Here is an 18,643-nt window from a genome sequence, read left to right as displayed (position 1 = left end):
AACCTCCGGTGCGCGCCGAGCACGGTGCGCGTCCAGATCATGGCACGCGCGAACTCGGGTTCTCCAGACACATGACCGTCTGTTGAAGGTTGTACTCGTAGTGGTCCCGGAAGCGCAGCCTCATCGGACCCATCCTTCGCGGTACGCCGTCCAGTCTGACTCCTTCGCGGCGAAGTCGACGTACAGGGCGACGCCGAAGTGTTCGCGGCGGCGGTCCGTGCGGGAGAGGCCGAGACGGGTGCCGCGTACGGCCGCCGCGACCGTCTCGGCGGACCCGTGGTGGCTCATGTCGTCCTCGTGGAAGAAGGGCAGCCCCATCAGCAAGTCGGTTGATTTCGGGGTGACTTCGAGGGCGAGGGAGGTCTGCTGGGCGACATAGCCGCCGTACAGGCTCTCCAGTGGCATGGCCGTGTCGTACGACATGACCGCGATCTGGTCGACGCGGCGGGCGACCTGGCCGAAGTAGGACTGGGACCACCACTTGGGGTGTCCGGTGAGGGCGCCGCGGACGGAGTTGGCCACCGGGAGCGGGTCGATCTGGTGGGCGGCGACGGAGAGGGGGACGCCGCGGGCCTTGGTGACCCGGTGCAGGTCGTCGAGGAGGGAGAGGTAGTCGCGGTTGCCCGAGTGGAGGGGTTCCAGGTCGAAGTGGACGCCGTCGAAGCCGGCCGCGAGGATCTGGCGGGTGGAGCGCACGACGGCGGCCCGGGTCGCGTCCCGCTCCAGCCGTAGCCCGACCGGCCCCTCGCTCGCCAGCTCGTCACCGAGCCAGGCCTGGACCCGCACGCCGTCCAGCTGACGGTGCACGGCCGCGATCAGCCAGCCCGCCGACGGGTACGCCGTCGCGGGCAACGTCCCGTCGTGCTCCAGCGGGCCCGCGTGCACGTACAGATCCCGGATCCCGGTACTCCGCAGCCGCGCCGCCAGCGCCTTGAAGTCCGCGTCCCCCTTCCGCCCGTCCACCCAGGCATGCCCCAGCCAGATCGCGTCACGGTTCCTGGTCTGCGTACCGGGCGCCAGGTCTCCGGCGTAGTTCACCCGGAGGGCGATCCCGGCGGCGAGGGTCGGGAGGAGAAGGACGAGGAGGAGCGTGAGGGCGACGCGTTTGGGCCAACGGAGGTAGCGGTGACGCCAGGTCCGGGCGAGGCGCCCGACGCGGGCGGGGGTGGCGGGGCGCGGGGGGTTCTCGGGGGCGTTCGGGGGCGGTGCGGGGGCGTCTGCCTGCGCTTCGGGGCTGCCTGAGAGCTCCGCGGGGTTGCCGGTCGGCGCTTCGGGGCGACCTGGCAGCTCCGCAGGGTTGCCGGTCGGCGCTTCGGGGCGGCCTGGCAGCTCCGCAGGGTTGCCGGTCGGCGCTTCGGGGCGACCGGCCGACTGCGCGCCATCGCTTGTCGACACTTCGGGGGCACCCGCCGACGGTGCGGGGGCGCCCGTCCGGTCCCCTCCGGCCGTGCCTGCGGCCTCAGGGTCGGCGGCCTCCGGGTCGGGCCGGTGCTCTCCGGCCGTGCCGTGCTCGCCCGCGCTCTCCGCCCGCGCTGTTCCCGCGTCGGCCGCCGCTTCGGCCTGGGCCGCGTGGGACTCCGATCCCGATCCCGATCCCGGGCTTCCCGCGCGGTCCTCCGCCTCGGATTCCGTCCGTCCCGTATCCATCCCCCGCACCCCTCCCGTACGCCCCCGTATCCCCCGTACCTTAGGCGTCCCCACCTCGGCGTACCCCGGTCGCGTCGGCGTGCAAGCGGTCATACGCTCCCAAATGTGACGTCGCCCCAGACCCGGAACCGGTCGCGCCGAGCCACGTCCCACATAGCCGTGCGGGTGGCGCATGCCGTGCTCGGGGGGCTGGTGGCGGTGGGGTGGCTGGTGCTGCCCCTGGCTAAGGCGGGGAGCGGGGGTCCGGCGACCCTCGCGCGGAACGTGCGGGTCACCGAGGAGGCGGGGGCGCAGGAGGCCGCGGGCGGCCCGGGCCAGGACGGGACGGCCACCGGAGATCTCGTACTGCCCCTCGTCGCGGTGGGCGCCGCGGCGGCACTGGCGGCGTACGGGTACGGGCGGCGCAAGCGGCGGGCGAGGACGCGTACGACACCGGGCGGCAGCTTCCGCCACGCCGCGCCGATACCGGTCCATGAACTCGACGGGAACGCCCGGAAGTTACTGGTCGCCACCGACGACTGCGTCCGGACCAGCGCCGAGGAACTCGGCTGTGCCACCGCCCAGTTCGGAGACGAAGCCGTCAAGCCGTACGCGCAGGCCCTGGCGTACGCGAGGTCCGAGCTGGCGGAGGCCTTCCGGCTGCGGCAGCGGCTCGACGACGCGCCCCCTGCGGACAGCCGGGGCATGCTGGAGGAGATCGTCCTTCGCTGCACGGAGGCGGGGCGGCGGCTGGACTCGGAGGCGGCCGGGTTCGACCAGCTGCGCGCCCTGGAGCGGAACGCGGCGACCGCGCTGGAGTACGCGGAGACCCGCTTCCGTGAGCTCGCCGCACGCACCCCGGCCACGGAGACGACGCTCGGCGACCTCCACAAGCGGTACACCCCCTCCGCGTCCCTCCCGGTCATGGGCCACGCCGAACAGGCCAAGGACCGGCTCGTGTTCGCCACGATCCATCTCAACCAGGCGCGGCAGTCCCTCGACCGGGGCGACGTCGGCAAGGCCACCGCGTATCTGCGCGCGGCGGAGGGTGCCGTCGACCAGGCGGGCGTCCTCGTGAACGGTGTCGACCGGCTGGCAGGCGAACTGGCCTCGGCCGCCGGGCAGTTGCCCGCCGCGCTCACCGGAGTGGAGGCCGGTCTCGCGGAGGCCCGCCGCCGGCTGGTGACCGTCGGTGTCGGTGCGCTGCCCGGGCATGTCGCACACGCCGAGGCGCTCCTCGCCGACGTACGCCGGTTGACGGCGGCCGGGCCGTACGACCCCCTGGACGTCCTGCGGCTCGTTGCCGAGGCGGGCACGGTGCTCGCCTCGACGTCCGCCGGCGCCCCTTCGTCCGAGGGCGCCGGCGGCCTCCTCGACCACGCTCTCCTGCCCGCCCGCGGTGCGGTCGCCGTCGCGGGGGGATTCATCACGACGCATCGGGGGGCGGTGGGGTGCGAGGCGCGTACGCGGTTGGCGGAGGCGGAACGTCATGTCGCCCTGGCGCCTCTCCTCCTCGAAGTCCAGCGGGCCGATGTTCTCGCCCGTCAGGCGCGGGAGCTTGCCGAGCGGGATGTGCGGGCCTTCGGCAATCCGTACGGGGGGTATGAGGGGGCCGGAGTGGGGGGTGCCGTGCTGGGCGGGATCCTCCTCGGTGCCGGAGGCGGCCCCGCGAGCTTCGGTGGCCCTCGAACACGACCACGCCGGGCAACGCCCCCCACCTGACCCGACGACGAGTTTTCGCCCCCGCCGCCCCTACCCGTCCCATCCTTCTGGGGCTCCGCCCCAGACCCCGTAGGCCGGTTCTTTGGCTGCGGGTGGGTGGGGGCTTGTCGCGCCCCGCGGCGGAGCCGCAAATGTCACAGCCCCGCGCCCCTTAAGGGGCGCGGGGAACTGCGCAATCTTTTAGCGGGGGTCTGGGGGCGCAGCCCCCAGGGATGGGACGGGTAGGGGCGGCGGGGGCGAGGAACCGTTCGGCTCAGAACAGGCTCAGCAACGCCTCCGCCGGATCCGGCAGCCCCGTCTCCCCGTCCGGCAGCGGGAGTTCGAACCACACCGTCTTGCCCCGCGGGGTCCGTCGGGAGCCCCACGCCGCGGACAGCAGGCCCACGAGCTGCAACCCCCGCCCACCCTCGTCGGTGTCACGCGCCCTCCGTCGCCGCGGCTGAACAAGCCCCGCGTCCCAGACCTCGCAGACGAGCATCCGGTCGAGAAGGAGCCGAAGCCTGATCTCGCCCTCGCCGTAGCGCAACGCGTTGGTCACCAGCTCGCTGACCAGGAGCTCCGCCGTGTCGACGAGGGGCTCCAGGCCCCAGGACACCAGCTGCGTACGGGCGTATTCGCGGGCGCGCCCAACGCTGCGCGGCTCGCGCGGCAGGGTCCAGTCGCCGACGGAATCGGCGGGCAGCCCCTGGACACGTGCCATCAGCAGGGCGATGTCGTCCTCGCCATGGTGGGTGTCGAGGGTGTTGAGGACGTGGTCGCAGACGTCCTCCAGGGGGCTGGAGGGATCGGTGAGGGCACCCACGAAGGCTTGCAGGCCTTCGTCGAGGGGATGGTCGCGGGATTCGACCAGTCCATCCGTGTAGAGCGCCAACAGTGAACCTTCGGGTAGTTCGACCTCCACCTCCTCGAAGGGCTCGCCGCCCACCCCGAGCGGCATCCCCGGCGGCACGTCGAGCATCAGCGCGCTCTCGCCGGGCTCCACCAGCACCGGCGGCAGATGGCCCGCGTTGGCGAAGGTGCAGCGTCTGGTCACCGCGTCGTAGACCGCGTACACACAGGTCGCGAGGTACACCTCCGACAGATCCGCGTCGCGCGGCTGCCGGGCCGCGCGGGTGGCCTGCTGGACCCCGCCGGGGGTGCCGAGACCGCGCGCGATCTCGTCCAGCGCGGAGAGGACTTCGGCGGGTTCGAGGTCGAGCAGGGCCAGCGTCCGTACGGCCGTACGGAGTTCACCCATCGCCACCGCGGCGCGCAGGCCGCGGCCCATCACGTCGCCCACCACCAACGCCGTGCGGTGGCCGGGCAGTTCGATGACGTCGAACCAGTCGCCGCCCACCTCCGTCGCCGCGTTGCCCGGCAGGTAGCGGCAGGCGATGTCCAGGCCGGAGGCCTCCGGGTCGCCCGGTGGGAGGAGGGAGCGTTGCAGGATCAGCGCGCGCTCGTGCTCGCGGCGGTAGAGGCGCGCGTTGTCGATACAGACGGCGGCTCGTGCGGCCAGTTCCACCGCGAGCGCGCGGTCGCGTTCGCCGAACGGCTCGCTGCCCTTCGTACGGGAGAACTGGGCGAGCCCGACGACGGTGTCGTGGGCGACCATCGGGACCGCGAGGGTGGACTGGATGAGGCCGCCCTCTTCGGCGGGGATGTGCTGGGGCCGTGCGGTGCGCAGGGCGTCCGCGCAGGGCGAGTTGAACGGGTAGTGGTGGACCGCGCCCACGGCCACCGGTGCCGGTCCGCCGACGAAGGGCGCGTCGGAGACAGCGCTCGCGAAGGCGACCCGGCGGAGTTCGGCGCTGCCGTCGGCCAGGCCCGGCGGGGTCTCGTCGCCGGCCAGCAGGCCCTGGTAGAGGTCCACCGTGGCCAGGTCGCAGAAGCCGGGGACCACCACGTCGAGCAGTTCGCGTGCGGTGGTCTCCAGGTCGAGGGAGTTGCCTATGCGGGCGCCCGCCTCGTTCAGAAGGGCGAGATTGCGCCGGGCCGCGGCCGCCTCACGGGCTGCGGCGCGGCGGGAGGTGATGTCGGTTCCGAGCCAGGCGATACCGATGGGGCGGCCGCTGCCGCTGTGCACACGGTAGAGGTTGACGGACCAGTGGCGGCGTTCGTCGGAGCCGGGCAGATACCCGGTGACGTGCATGTCCGTGATGGAGTCGCCGGTCTCCAGGACGCGGCGCAGGGTGGCGGAGACACGCTCGGCCTCCGAGCGCGGCAGATAGTCGTGAACTCCCTTGCCACGGTGGTCGTCGACGCCGCCGCCGAAAATCGAGGCGAACCGCTGGTTGGCGCGCCGGACCCGCAGATCCGTGTCGATCAGCAGGAAGCCGAACGGAGATTGACCGAAAATCGACTGCGAGGCGGCGAGGTCCGTCTCGATCCGGCGCAGGGTGCGGACATCCACGACGATGCATACGGCGGCCCGCTCACCGTCCTCCGTAGTGGTGGGCATCACATAGACCTCGGCGAGCCCCTCGGCGCCCTCGCCACCGCCCTCGGGGGCCGGCATCCGGAAGGGGACCACACCGGTCCACTCGCGCCCGTCCAGGATCTCCGCCATCTTGCGCTGCCCGAACTCACGCCGGTCGGGGGCGACGAACGCCTCGATGGGGTCCATGCCGACAGCGCGCTCGGGGGAGATGCCGAAGAGCTGCTCGGCTCGCAGACTCCACTGGTCGACGAGCCCGTCGGCGCCGATGGAGAACGAGGCGACCTTGATGTAGTCGTAGATCGAACCGGGCGGACTGCTCTGCCACATCACGTCGCCCGTGGCCGCCCCACCTGTTCCCTCGCCGGGCACCGTGCGCGCGGAATCGCCCGCCGCCTCAGCCCTCGCGCGGTCCGACGGGTCCTCGGACTCCGTGGCCTTCGCTGGTATCTCGCTCACGCGAACCGTCCCCTCCAGCTCACCGCGTCCGGCACCGGTCACCGGGGGCGGCTGCCCGCAGTATCCAGCACTACGGCGCCGCACAACACGGTGTTCACGATCACAGCACGGTCCCGATGGTTTTTGGACCGGCCGCGACATACTCCCAGTCTTCTAACCAGGTGGCGCCCCGTCGAATCAAAGAGTCCCGTCGGCACCAGTGGCCTGAACCAGTCGGTCGCGCGCCCCCCGGCCGACGAGCCGTCAACCAGGCACCGCCAGCTCGAACCAGACTGTCTTTCCGCCGCCTCCAGGACGGGTGCCCCAGCGCCGGGACGAGCTGGCCACGAGCTGGAGTCCGCGGCCGCTCTCGTCGTCGGCGGCGGCGGTCCGTTCGCGCGGCGGATCCGGCAACGGGTCGGAGACCTCCACCAGCAGGGCGTCCGGCACCCCGGCGGGAAGCACCAGTCGTACGCCGATGGGGCCCGTGGCATGCCGAAGGGAGTTCGTCACCAGCTCGCTGACCAGCAGCGCGGCGATGTCACCGAGGGAATCCAGCTCCCAGGTGCGCAGCTGGCCCCTGACGACGGCACGAGCGGTGCGGACGGCACCTGGCTCCGCGGGAAAGGTCCACTCGGCGCAGTCGCCTTCGGTGTCGATCACGCCGATCACTTCCCAGGCCAGGAACCCATGTCCGGTTTCGTGGGGTTAATGGGCACATACCCGATATCCGGGATGCCTTACCGCACACGAAGGCGCACTGTGGCACGAACGGCGTACGCAACCTTCAACCCGGCCCGCCCCTACGCCCCGCCAGACCTCCGTGCGCCCCTGACGCCCCTGACCCCCTGGGCTGTGTTTTGGCTGCGGGTGGGTGGGGGCTGGTCGCGCAGTTCCCCGCGCCCCTATAAAACCCGGGGCGGGCGTGGGATTGCGGGGCGCAGCCCCGCTCTTCAGGGGCGCGGGGCTGTGACATCTGCGGCTCCGCCGCGGGGCGCGACCAGCCCCCGCCCACCCGCAGACAAACGAACAACCCCTACCCGCCAGCCTCGCCAAGCCGCCCGCAGGGCTCCCGCACCGAGCGGCTACTCCCCCGCGTCCAGCCTCAGCAGCGCACCTTTCACCGCCGGTACGTCCTGGTCCAGCCAGTCCACGTCCCAGATCTCGTCGGGGGTGAGCCACCGCAGTTCGTCGTGGTCCTCCAGCGGCCTCGGTTCGGCGGAGCCAGAGCGCAGCCGCGCGGTCCACACCCGCAGGACGTACCCCGGCTTCAGGGGCCACTCGCCGGGGACCCGCTCCAGGGGCTCCGCCTCGACGCCGAGTTCCTCGCGCAGCTCCCGCACGAGGGCATGCTCGGGGGTCTCCCCCGGCTCGACCTTGCCGCCCGGCAGCTCCCAGCGTCCGGCCAGCTCGGGAGGCGCGCTGCGGCGGGCGGCGAGCAGGCGTCCGCCGCTCAGCAGGGCGGCTCCGACCACCACGATCCGTTCGGTCATGCGCCGGAGCCTACGGGAGCCCCGCGGCCCCGTGGATCACTTGCTTCCGTTCTGCAGGTTCTGGCCGCCCTGGCCGTTCTGCCCGATCCGTTCGACCCAGTACAGCTGCTTGTGCCCGCGATGGTCGAGGCTGTCCGCGATCTTCTGGGCCTCGGCGCGGGTCGCATACCTGCCCACGCGATAGCGATTGCCGTTGTCGTCCTGTCGTATGACGAGCCAGGGAAGAGTGATCGTGCCGTCGTTCATCGCGCCCCTCCACTTCCCGCCCCGGGCCCCCGCCCTACCCCGCCCTCTAAGGAAACCGCAATCCGCATATGCCCGAGCCTACGCCTAACCTTTACGCAGCGAATACGACTTTTCACAAAGAGGTACGCAACCAGCCAGGAGCGGAGGCTTCGTACGCCATCGAACGCGCTGTCGACCGCTCTCCGTGCGCCCCTCGAGCAGCGCGAAGTCCGGCGCGGGCCGGGCACTTGAGAAAGGCCAGATTCCAACCGGGTTCACGCGCGGTCCACTTGGGCACCAACGGTGCCGCCGCCCCGGCTACCGGCGGTTACTTCACCGGGGGTTACTTCACCGGCAGGTGATAGGCGATCCGGTACCGGTCCGCCGGTACGACGACGTCGGCCGTCTCGACCGGGCGTCCCGACGCGTAGAAGGTCCGTTGGATGACGACGACGACATGCCCGGGTACGCCGCCCAGTGCGAGGAGTTCCTCGGCGAGGCCTGGGCGCGCTCCCACTTCCTCCGTGACGTTGTCCACGATCACGTCGATGGCCGCCATGCGCTCGACGACGCCCATGCCGCCGAGCGGACCCTCCTCGGGGAGCATCACCGGCGTACGGCCGGTGACGGCGAGGGGCTCCCAGGACGTGGAGAGCATCATGGCCTCGCCCCCGTCCCGGTAGACGTAGTTCGTGCACATCACGCGGTCGCCGGGCTGGAGGGACAGGCGCTCGGCGATCGCGCCGCTCGCCTCGACCTGCCTGCTGCGCGACTCCCAGGTGCCGCGCGCGGAGATGTCCGCCTGCTCCTGACGGAACGGCGTCGCACCACTGTCCGGCCGGTACCCGGAGCGGGCCACCCGGCGCGGCACCGGGCGCTCCCGCACATAGGTGCCCGACCCGGAGCGGCCCTCGACCAGCCCCTCGGCCATCAGCACCTTGCGCGCCTCCAGGGCGACCGTGTCCGAGACGCCGTACTCCTCGCGGATCCTGGCCTGGGACGGAAGGCGGGTGTGCGGTGGCAGCGAACCGTCGACGATCTTCTTGCGGAGATCGCCCGCGACGCGCAGGTACGCCGGCTGCTCACCGAATGTCACTTAGCCGCTCCCATCAGGTTGTACAGACAGCAACAGCGTGGCAACCGTGGGTTGTGCCATGCAAGCGAAGGCCAGAGAATCACTCGATGTGATGACATGTGACCCCCGGGGGCTTTACGCAGGCACTTTCTCCCCGCTATGGCCGCCGTCACACCTCCACGCCGGTGCCGCCTTCGCCGCCGCTCTCGCCGCCGCCGTTCTCGTCGTACGCGGGCGGCGTCGTGGCGAGCCCCAGAGCCTTGCGTGTGGTGACCGTCTTCTTGGGGTCGATGAGTTTCATGCCCTTCTCGTAGTGGGCGTAGAAGGTGTCCGCGTCCTTCGCCTTCGCCGCCTGCGCCCACTCTTTCTGGGACAGCTCCATGTCCTTGACCAGGGCCGCGACCTGCTTCCTGGCGGCGGGAGCGAACGTGTGGCGGCGCAGCGCGCCCGCCTGTTCCGTGAGCGTGTCCGACATCTTGGTCGCCCACTTCTTGTGCCCCGGCAGATCGTCCTCGACGTACTCCTCGTCGGGCGCCGCGTCCATCGCGGCGTTGATGCCGTGCGCGGCTTCCAGATACGCGAGTTGGTCCACGTCGAGGGTCGTGCCGTCGTTGCGCAACGAGCCGCTCAGGCTGCCCTTCGCGTCCGTGTTCCCGAACAGACAGGTGACCTCGCGGTCACCGAGGCGCCAGCTCTGCGAGGTCGGCGTGAAGTAGTACACGTCGACGTTCTCCGGGACGGCCCAGGCGTCCATCGCGTACGTGTCCGCCAGCGCGTAGCACTTCTTGTCGGCTTCGTCGGTGACCGCGCTGTCGCCCGGGTAACCGCCGCCGCTCATCTTGAAGTCGGCGAACACCTCGGCGTCATGCTTGCCCGCGCACGGCACCTTGTCGACGTCGTACGCCACGCCCTCCAGCGAGCCGCCCGGCGCGTCGAAGCACTCGCCCTTCCTGAGCGAGAAGGCGGAGTCCGAGCTCCCCGAGTCGTTCGCCGCGTCCCGGAAGCCGTCCCAGAAGTCGCGGGCGCCGCCGGTGGCGAACATGACCGCGACCAGCACGACACCGATCGACGACATGACCATGCCGCCCACCGCCATCCCCTTGCCGCGCTCGCCCCGCTTCTTGATCTGCGCGAGCGCGACGATCCCGAGCACCAGCCCGACGGCGGGCAGGAAGCAAAGGATGCCGAGCACGAGCGCGGCGATCGCGAGGCCGTTGACGGGCGCCGGGCTGTTGTACGGGGAGTAGCCCTGGCCCCAGGGCTGGTACGGCGCCGGATAGGGCGCCGGATAGGGCGTCTGCTGCGGGTACGGATACGCGCCCGGCGGCACCCCCGGAGCGGTCGGCGGCGTCCCTGGAGGGGGGTACTGACCCTCGGGCTGCTGCGGCCCGGGCGGCGGGGGTATGGCCACGAGTACCTTGCTCCTAGTCCCAGCTGGGCTGTGCAGAACTGACGTACGACTTCCGTACGGATTCCGTACGACTGCGCGCATCGTAAACGCGACACGGGCGGGGGCGTCATGGGGGTCACGGAGACAACCGTTCGGGCGGTCAACGGCCGGCCGGCCGTGTCGCCGCTGTTCCACGAGGACGTGATCGAGGAGCCCGCCACAAAGCAGTAAGAACCGCATCTAACCTGCGCACATGACACCGCTGCCGGATTGTTTCTGCCCCACGGACGGCACCCGCGTCCCGGCCGGCTCGCTCGCCTGGTGCTGTCCGGTCTGTCGCGGCCCGCTCGACCTGGACTTCGCGCCGACGCCCGCGTCCCTCAAGTCCCTTTCCGGGCGGGTGAATTCACTCTGGCGGTACGCGGAGTGCCTGCCGCTGGCGTCGCCCTCCGTCAGCCTGGGCGAAGGCCGCACCCCGCTGGTCCCCCTCCGGGACGGCATCTCCGCGAAGCTCGACTTCCTCATGCCGACGCTGTCGTTCAAGGACCGCGGGGCGGTGCTGCTGGCCGAACTCGCCCTGCGGCTGAAGCCCCGCCAGGTGCTCGCCGACAGCAGCGGCAACGCGGGCACGGCGATCGCCGCGTACTGTGCGCGGGCCGCGCTGCCGTGCACGGTGTACGTCCCCGAGGGCACCTCGCCGAAGAAGCTGGAGCAGATCGAGGCGCACGGGGCGCGGTTGCATGTGATCGGGGGTGACCGTGAGGCGACGGCTGCGGCCGCGCGGTCGGCGGCCGACGAGGAGGGCGTCTTCTACGCCTCGCACGTCTTCAACCCGTACTTCCTGCACGGGACGAAGACCTACGTCCACGAACTCTGGGAGGACCTCGGCGGACGCCTCCCCGACGTCATCGTCGTCCCCGTCGGCAACGGCACGCTGCTTCTCGGCGCCGCGCTCGCCGTGGCCGAACTGCACTCGGCCGGCTTCATCGACCGGCGGCCAGCCCTCTACGCCGTCCAGTCCGCGGCGGTCGCTCCGCTGGCCCGCGCCTGGGCCGAGGGCGCGGACGACCTCGTGGGCGTCACGCCCATGGCGCCCACCTTCGCCGAGGGCATCGCGATTGCGCGGCCGGCGCGGGCTCGGCAGATTTTGCGGGCGGTACGGGAGTCCGGGGGCACGTTTCTGACGGTGACGGAGGACCAGATTCGCCATGCGCAGGCGGATTTGGCGTCTCGGGGGTTGTACGTGGAGTCGACGGGGGTGGCTTGTTGGGCGGCTGTTCGGGAGGGGGTGCTTGGGGGGCGGTCGGGGGTGGTGCCGTTGTGCGGAGCGGGGGTCAAGACGGGGTTGGCGCGGGCGTAGGGTTTTCGCCCCCGCCGCCCCTACCCGTCCCATCCCGTTCCTGGGGGCTGCGCCCCCAGACCCCGTAGGGCGGTTCTTTGGCTGCGGGTGGGTGGGGGCTGGTCCAAACGAACGCCGTCGCGGCCACCGCCCTGCGCGCCGCGACCCGTGCGGCGGCGCTCCTCGCCGTGCCCGCCCCCGCCCAACTGGGCTGCCGTCGCGGGCGGGTTGCGCATGCCGTACGACCCGGAGCGCAAGGTCTTCCTCCAGTACGCGGGCTACGACGGCTCCCAGATCAAGCAGGCGGACGCGGTCCTGCTGATCTACCCGCTGGAGTGGCCGATGCCCGCCGGCGCCGCGTCCGCGACCCTCGACTACTACACCGGGCGCACCGACCCGGACGGCCCGGCCATGACCGACTCCGTCCACGCCATCGACGCGGCCGCGATCGGCGAGCCGGGCTGCGCCGCGTACACCTTCCTGCAGCGCGCCTACCGTCCCTTCTCCCGGGGCCCGTTCGCCCTCTTCTCGGAGGCCCGCGGCGGCAAGGCGGGCGCGGGTGACGCCCTCGCGGGCTCCCCCGCCCAGGACTTCCTCACCGGCAAGGGCGGCTTCCTGCAGATCTTCACGCACGGCCTGACCGGTCTGCGCCTGCGCGAGAACGCCCTGCACCTCGATCCGGTGCTCCCGCCCCAACTGGCGGACGGCGGCGTGCGGCTGTCGGGGCTGCGGTGGCGCGGACGGACGTACGACATCCACATCGGCCGTACGACCACGACGGTCCGCCTGCGATCCGGCGCACCCTTCACCCTGGAGACTCCCACGGGGCCCGTGCGGCTCACCGGCACCGCCACCCTCAGGACCCGCCGTCCCGACCTCACCCCGACCACCGACCTCGCCCGCTGCCGGCCGGCGACCGCCACCTCGTCGGAGCCGGGCCTCTACCCGGAGGCAGCCGTGGACGGCAGCCCGGCCACGACCTGGTCGCCGTCGGCCGAACGCGCCTCCCTGACCGTCGACTTGGGTCGCGGCGCGCAGGTCGGCTCGGTCGAGCCGACGTGGACGAAGCAACCGGCGTCGTACACGGTGGAGGTCTCGGCGGACGGGCGGGGCTGGCACGCTCCGGACGGCACGGCGGTGCGGTTCGTGTGCGTCACCGTGCGGGGGCCGGCCGCGCTCGCCGAGCTCGACGTGCGGCGCTGATCAGGCCTGGGGCCGTTCCTTTTCGAGGAGCGCGACGCACCGGCCCAGCAGGCCGACCAGCGCGTCGCGCTCCTCGTCCGTGAACTCGGCGGCGAGGGCGCGTTCGACCCGTACGGCGCGGGCGTCCGCGTCGGCCATGACGGTGCGGCCCGCGTCGGTGAGGCGGGTTTCGAGGACGTTCCGGTGCCATTCGTGCGGGGTGCGCTCGATGAGGCCACGGTCCTGGAGGTTCTTCAGGACCGTGTTCATGGTCGGGGGCGTGACCACGCAGAGGCGGGCCAGGGCGGCGGCCGAGATACCGGGGTTCGCGCTGAGGTGGAGCAGCGCCGAGTACTGGGGGACGGTCACGCCCGCCGGTTTCAGGACCGCGGCCTTGGTCGCGTTGAGAGCCTGCTCGGCCCGCTTGAGGTGGGAGCCGAGGCGCTCGGACACGGGCATGGACGTCATTTCCGCATGGTAGCGGCGGTCTGCGCGGCGCACTGTATGGGCTGTACGACGATGAGCCCCCACTCGCTCGTAAATACATTGACGATGATTAGAGCTCTAACTTAAGTTCGTACTCGTCCTTGATGTGCGAGAAGCCGACCGAGAGGCACCGTCGTGTCCCGTTCGATCCAGCGCCGCTCCTTCCTGACCGCCGCCGCCGTGACCGTCACGGCGGCCGTCGTGGGTGCTCCGCCCGCGACCGCCACACCCCGCACCTCCGTCTCCACCGCCTTCGAGCTCCCGGGCGACCGCGTCTACCCCGAGGGCATCGCGGCGGACCCGCGTACCGGCGACCTGTACGTGGGCTCGTACGCCACCGGCGCCGTCTACCGGGCCGTGCCCGGCCGCCGTACGGCCGAGGTCTTCCTGCCCGCGGGCGCGGACGGCCGGACCACCGCCAACGGTCTGAAGGCCGACCGGGCCGGCCGCCTCTGGGTGATCGACTCGACGTCCGGGGTCGACGTGTACGACGTGCGCACCCGCGCCCTGCTGGCCCGTTTCGACGTACCCGGTGACGCGCCGCACCTCGTCAACGACCTCGCGATCACCGCGGACGGCAGCGCATATCTGACGGACAGCCTGCGGGGAGTCGTCTACCGGGTGACACCGGCCGAGCTGACGCGGGCGACCGCACGCGGGGGCCGCGCCGTACTCAGCACGGCCTACGACCTGAGCGGTGTCGTGGCCCCGCATCCGTCCGGCGCCTTCACCCTGAACGGCATCGTCGCCGCGGACCGCTTCCTGCTCACCGTCGACATGACCGGGGGCGGCCTCTACCGGATCGACCTCGCCACCGCTGACGTACGCCAAGTCACCTTGTCCGGCGGCGACTTGGTGAACGGTGACGGCCTGGAGCTCGTCGGCGGCACGCTGTGGGCCGCTCTCAACAGGACCAATACGATCACCCGTTGGCGGCTGTCGGCGGACGGCACCTCGGCCCGGCTGGAGCGGAGCTTCACCGACACCGCGCTCCAGATCCCGACGACGCTCGTCCGCCGCAACGGCCGTACCCTCGTCGTCCGTTCCCAGTTCGACAAGGGCGGGCCGATGGGGCCGGGGACTCCCGAGACGCCGTTCACCGTGGCGTGGGTGCACGGGATCTGAGGCGCGCTCAGCCCTGGGCGGCCAGCCGCCGCTGTTCCTCCTCCACGATGCGGCGGGCGAGCGAGCCGTCCGAGACGTCGACCGCGTCCGGGGTCGCCTCCGCCATGTCGCTGCGGCGGGCGTAGGTGTCGAAGAGCCGGTCCTTGTTCCGCAGGATGCGCAGCAGCCGGTCGTCCACGCTGTCCGGGGCGAGGAGGCGGTGCACCTGGACCGGGCGGACCTGGCCCATGCGATGGGCGCGGGCCACGGCCTGATGCTCCAGGGTCGGCTTGACCTGTGGCTCGCACAGGACGACCACGGACGCCGCCTGCAGATTGAGGCCGACGCCGCCGGCCTCGATCTGGCAGAGCAGCACCGCGTGCCCGTCGGCCGCCGCGAACTCGTCGACGAGACGCTGCCGTTGGGCGGCGGGCACGGCGCCTGATATCGGCCCGAACACGCGCCTCGCCCGGTCCTTGCGGGCAGGGGTGCCCAGGGCTTCCTGAACGGTGGCGAGCACATCGCGGAAGTACGAGAACACCACCACCTTCAGTCCGTTCTCGGCCGCCTCGGACACCAGCTCGCGCAGCCGCTGGAGCTTCGCGGACCGCTCCGCGTCGGCGTACGCGGCCCTGCGCATCGCCATGAAGTTCCCGGCCTCGACCGCCTTCCGGTAGGCCGCCTGGTCGGCCGCGCTGAACTCCTCCCACTCGTCGACCTGGAGCAGCGCGGGGAGTTCGGTGAGGACCTCCCGCTGGTTGCGGCGCAGATAGGCGGGGGCGACGGAGGCGCGGAAGGCGTGCGGGCCGGCGACCGCGGTGCCATGGTGGATCGTGGGCACGAGGGCGGGCTGGAGGTAGCGGACGAGGGTGCGGAACTCCTCGACGCGGTTCTCCATGGGCGTACCCGTGAGGAAGAGGACCCGGTCACAGCGGTCGGTCCAGGCGGCGACGGCCCTGGAGCGACGGGTGTCCGGGTTCTTCACGTAGTGGGCCTCGTCGACGACCAGCATTCCGGGTGCCGGGTCGCCGGAGATCCCGGGCTCGGTGCCGTTCGCCTTGGACAGGCCGTTCCCGTTCGCCTTGAACAGACCGTTTCCGTTCGGCGTGGACAGGCCGTTCCCGATCGCCTCGGACAGGCCGTTTCCGTTCGGCGTGGGCAGGGTGTGCAGTACGTCGTACGTGGTGATCGCGACGCCGCCGCACTCGCGCCACTCGGCGTACGCGTCCTGCCGGTCGGCGCCGTGCACCGGCAGGGCGCGCAGGGTGCTGCGCGAGCGGATCTCGCGGGTCCAGTTGATCAGCACGCTGGCCGGGCACACCACCAGGAAGTGGCTGTGCCCCTCCGCCGCGAGGTGGGCGAGCACGGCGATGGCCTGCACCGTCTTGCCGAGCCCCATCTCGTCACCGAGGACGACCCGGCGCTGGGCCAGGGCGAATCGGGCGCCGAAGGACTGGTAGCCGCGCAGCGAGACCCGGCGGTGGGTGTCGTCGAGGGACTGCCCATGGACCCGTTCGGCGACCTCCGACGGAAGGAAGCCCTCGGCGGCCTCGACGTCCGCCCGGTGCTCGGAGATCTCGGCGAGCTGGCTGTAGTACTCCGTGGAGCGCAGCTCGAAGTCGACCCAGGCCTCGATGTCGGAGGCCGGTTCGCGCAGCAGGTCCGTGGAAGCCTGCGCGAGCAGCAGGCGTACGTCACGGGTGGCCGCGTCGGCCGTCAGCTCGCGGATGCCGACGACCGCCGTGAACGCGCTCTGCCGCCGGTGCCGCCGGGTGAACGCCATCCGCAGCCATCCGGCGGTGGGACGGGCCTCGGGCAGCAGCGCGCCGAGCCGCTCGTCGAGCCGCTGGGCGGCGTCCACCGCCCGCCGCAGTTCGGGCCCGGCTTCGACAAGTCTGCGCAGCGCGACGACCAGGGCGGTGGTACGGGGTTCGGGCCGGTCCACATCCAGGCGCACGGAGACGGTCTCCTCGACCGCGCGGGCGATCTGGCGCGCGGCGGCGAGCGCCTGGTCGGCGGTCTGGGCACCGACCCCCGGGATCTGCCGCAGTTCGTAGCGGCTCGCCTCGTACACCGCGCGCACCGAGCCGAGCCCGGCCGCCTCGACGGCCCCGAGGCGCAGCCGCCCCTCGGTGACGTCCTTCAGCCGCGCGACGGGGATGGACTCCAGCTCCTGGGCGACGAGTTCGGCCTGGAGCGGCGCCAGTGCCGTACGCACCGCTTCGAGGGCGCGGGTGTGATCGGCGAGCACGGTGCGTGCGGCCTCGTGCAGCCGCGCGCCTTCCGTGAGCAGCTGCCTCGCCTTTCGCCCGACCGGGGCCTGTCCGGCCTGCGGTTGCCCTCCCGCCCCCGCCACACCCGCCATGACACCCCTCATGCGCCGTCCGCACCGCACCGATGCGCGCATCCTTCCACGCGGCACTGACAGTCGACGGCGGAGTGATCTTTGATGCCGGAAGTCACGCAGTCAAAGCTTTACCAGGAGTAGATTGTTCTGCTCATTTTGCTCATGATAGACAGAAAAGGATCTTGATCTACGGGGTATACGACGTACACGGGGGATAGGGTTGGAAACCATCCGAGTTCCCAGCGAAACAGCGCGCGCTCAACATCATGAGTTCGCCAACTGCCTGCACACCATCGCGGGTCTGCTGGAAATGGGAATGTACGAAAGGGCGAGCGAGTTCATCGCGGAAGTGACGCGGGCCCGGACCACCCGCATCACATTGCAGGCCCAGCGGCTGCGCGAACCGCTGCTCAGCGCGCTCCTGGTCGGCAAGAGCGCGGTCGCCGCGGAGCGGGGCGTGGCCCTGCGGATCGGCCCGAACTGCCATCTGCCGCACCGCGCGCTCGTGCCGCACGACCTGATGATGGTGCTGGGCAATCTGATCGACAACGCGCTGGACGCGGTCGCCGCCCACCCCACCCCTGAGCCGCGCGTCGACGTCGACGTGTGGGCGGAGGGCGACAGCGCGGTGCTGCGGGTCGGCGACAACGGGCCCGGCGTTCCGGCCGGGGCGCGCGAGCTGATGTTCCTGGAGGGCTGGTCCACGAAGGAGCCCCGCGGCGGCCGGGGCGCGGGACTCGCCCAGGTGCGACGGATATCCGACCGGTACGAGGGCACCACGAACGTGACCGAACGCGCGGGCAGCGGCGCCGTGTTCACCGTACGACTGCCCCGGGCGCTCGGCCCCGGGGAGAGGACCGTGCGGTGATCAACGTACTCATCGTGGACGACGACTTCCACGTGGCCGAGATCAACGCCGCGTATGTCTCCCGGGTCCCGGGCTTCCGGGTGGCCGGGCGCGCCCACTCGGCCGGCGAGGCGCTGGCCGCGATCGAGCGGGGCGGCGTCGACCTGTTACTCCTCGACCAGTACCTGCCCGACGAGACGGGACTGCGCCTGGTGCAGCGGCTGCGGCAGCAGGACCGGCCGATTGACGTGATCATGGTGTCGGCGGCCCGGGACGCCGCGTCCGTGCGCGCGGCGCAGCGTTCGGGAGTCCTGCAGTACCTGGTGAAGCCGTTCGGCTTTCCCGCCCTGCGCCGCAAACTGGAGGGCTACGCCACCCTGCACGGCATGTTCGAGGCGGCGGACGAACTGGAGCAGGAGGGCATGGACAGCGTCTTCGGCGCGCAGACCGCGTCGGCCGTGCCCGTCTCCGCGTCCACGGGGTTCTCCGGGCCGACCTCCGAGCTGATCCGCCAGATTCTGCGCGAGGCACAGGAGCCGCTCTCGGCGCAGGAGGTGGCCGAGCAGGCCGGGGTGAGCCGGTCCACCGCGCAGCGCTACCTCAAGCACATGGAGAAGCGGGGCAGCGTCCTGCTCACCCTCAAATACGGGGCCGCGGGCCGCCCCGAACACCACTACGGACTGCGCGTGAGCGTCCCGACCGCACGCTGACCGGGCGGTCCCGGCCGTGCGGCGTCCCGGCATTCGCAAAACAAGCAGAATGGGATTTCCGCACGGAAATCGCAGTGTGCGCGAAAACGCGACGCCCCCGGCCGGCTGGTCTACGGTCTTTCCCGAGCCGCACATCGTGAGCGGACGGGGGCAGGAATACTTCAACATGCAACGGAATCCCCGTTGTTAACGAACTTCCCATTCCCTATTCCGCTCACCTTTCCATCAGCAGGGTTCGCTCGG

The 18,643-nt window shown here is 71.6% G+C and carries 14 protein-coding genes and 1 pseudogene; 6 read left to right on the top strand and 9 right to left on the bottom strand.

Annotation, left to right across the window (positions count from 1 at the left end):
• Nucleotides 1-120 precede the first annotated feature (120 nt).
• Nucleotides 121-1,329: a hypothetical protein gene (locus OG975_RS30985; RefSeq protein WP_406336542.1), complete on the bottom strand. Its 1,209-nt coding sequence runs from the start codon at nt 1,327-1,329 to the stop codon at nt 121-123.
• Between the two features lie 423 nt (nt 1,330-1,752).
• Here OG975_RS30985 and OG975_RS30980 point away from each other — a divergent pair, with 423 nt between their 5' ends.
• Nucleotides 1,753-3,348 (top strand): hypothetical protein, encoded by a 1,596-nt coding sequence (locus tag OG975_RS30980; protein WP_406332650.1) that lies wholly within the window; start codon nt 1,753-1,755, stop codon nt 3,346-3,348.
• Nucleotides 3,349-3,601: 253 nt separating this feature from the next.
• On the opposite strand, the gene OG975_RS30975 is transcribed toward OG975_RS30980, so the two are convergent.
• From OG975_RS30975 to OG975_RS30950, 6 genes are all read right to left on the bottom strand, one after another.
• Complete coding sequence (locus OG975_RS30975) at nt 3,602-6,223, bottom strand: SpoIIE family protein phosphatase (RefSeq protein WP_406332649.1); 2,622 nt, start codon at nt 6,221-6,223, stop codon at nt 3,602-3,604.
• Nucleotides 6,224-6,466: 243 nt separating this feature from the next.
• Nucleotides 6,467-6,874 carry an ATP-binding protein gene (locus OG975_RS30970; RefSeq protein ID WP_330307081.1) on the bottom strand — a complete coding sequence of 136 codons (408 nt, stop codon included), beginning with the start codon at nt 6,872-6,874 and terminating at the stop codon, nt 6,467-6,469.
• Nucleotides 6,875-7,287: 413 nt separating this feature from the next.
• Nucleotides 7,288-7,695 (bottom strand): (deoxy)nucleoside triphosphate pyrophosphohydrolase, encoded by a 408-nt coding sequence (locus OG975_RS30965; RefSeq protein WP_406332648.1) that lies wholly within the window; start codon nt 7,693-7,695, stop codon nt 7,288-7,290.
• A gap of 36 nt (nt 7,696-7,731) precedes the next feature.
• Entirely contained in the window at nt 7,732-7,941 is a 210-nt protein-coding gene (locus tag OG975_RS30960) for an SPOR domain-containing protein (protein WP_406332647.1), read from the bottom strand.
• 322 nt (nt 7,942-8,263) lie between these two features.
• The gene (locus OG975_RS30955; RefSeq protein WP_327431465.1) at nt 8,264-9,016 is read right to left on the bottom strand and encodes a GntR family transcriptional regulator; all 753 of its coding nucleotides are present in this window, start codon (nt 9,014-9,016) and stop codon (nt 8,264-8,266) included.
• 148 nt (nt 9,017-9,164) lie between these two features.
• Complete coding sequence (locus OG975_RS30950) at nt 9,165-10,406, bottom strand: DUF4190 domain-containing protein (RefSeq protein ID WP_406332646.1); 1,242 nt, start codon at nt 10,404-10,406, stop codon at nt 9,165-9,167.
• Nucleotides 10,407-10,638: 232 nt separating this feature from the next.
• Here OG975_RS30950 and OG975_RS30945 point away from each other — a divergent pair, with 232 nt between their 5' ends.
• Entirely contained in the window at nt 10,639-11,745 is a 1,107-nt protein-coding gene (locus OG975_RS30945) for a threonine synthase (protein WP_406332645.1), read from the top strand.
• Nucleotides 11,746-11,846: 101 nt separating this feature from the next.
• Nucleotides 11,847-12,927 (top strand): annotated as a pseudogene (locus OG975_RS30940) (glycosyl hydrolase family 65 protein); the annotation flags it as partial.
• Here the strand turns inward: OG975_RS30940 and OG975_RS30935 are convergent.
• Entirely contained in the window at nt 12,928-13,374 is a 447-nt protein-coding gene (locus tag OG975_RS30935; protein WP_406332644.1) for a MarR family winged helix-turn-helix transcriptional regulator, read from the bottom strand.
• A gap of 153 nt (nt 13,375-13,527) precedes the next feature.
• On the opposite strand from OG975_RS30935, the gene OG975_RS30930 reads away from it, so the two are divergent.
• Nucleotides 13,528-14,517: an SMP-30/gluconolactonase/LRE family protein gene (locus tag OG975_RS30930; protein ID WP_406332643.1), complete on the top strand. Its 990-nt coding sequence runs from the start codon at nt 13,528-13,530 to the stop codon at nt 14,515-14,517.
• Between the two features lie 7 nt (nt 14,518-14,524).
• Here the strand turns inward: OG975_RS30930 and OG975_RS30925 are convergent, their stop codons facing one another.
• On the bottom strand, nt 14,525-16,873 hold the full coding sequence (locus tag OG975_RS30925) for a DEAD/DEAH box helicase (protein WP_406332642.1): 2,349 nt from the start codon (nt 16,871-16,873) through the stop codon (nt 14,525-14,527).
• A gap of 190 nt (nt 16,874-17,063) precedes the next feature.
• Here OG975_RS30925 and OG975_RS30920 point away from each other — a divergent pair, with 190 nt between their 5' ends.
• Nucleotides 17,064-17,711 carry a sensor histidine kinase gene (locus tag OG975_RS30920; protein ID WP_406332641.1) on the top strand — a complete coding sequence of 216 codons (648 nt, stop codon included), beginning with the start codon at nt 17,064-17,066 and terminating at the stop codon, nt 17,709-17,711.
• On the top strand, nt 17,708-18,400 hold the full coding sequence (locus OG975_RS30915; RefSeq protein ID WP_406332640.1) for a response regulator: 693 nt from the start codon (nt 17,708-17,710) through the stop codon (nt 18,398-18,400). Before OG975_RS30920 ends, OG975_RS30915 begins: the two co-directional genes overlap by 4 nt.
• Nucleotides 18,401-18,643: the final 243 nt, after the last annotated feature.

The organism is Streptomyces sp. NBC_00203, assembly GCF_045206325.1.
GTDB lineage: Bacteria > Actinomycetota > Actinomycetes > Streptomycetales > Streptomycetaceae > Streptomyces > Streptomyces lutosisoli.
This window is presented reverse-complemented; position numbering and strand designations above follow the sequence as displayed.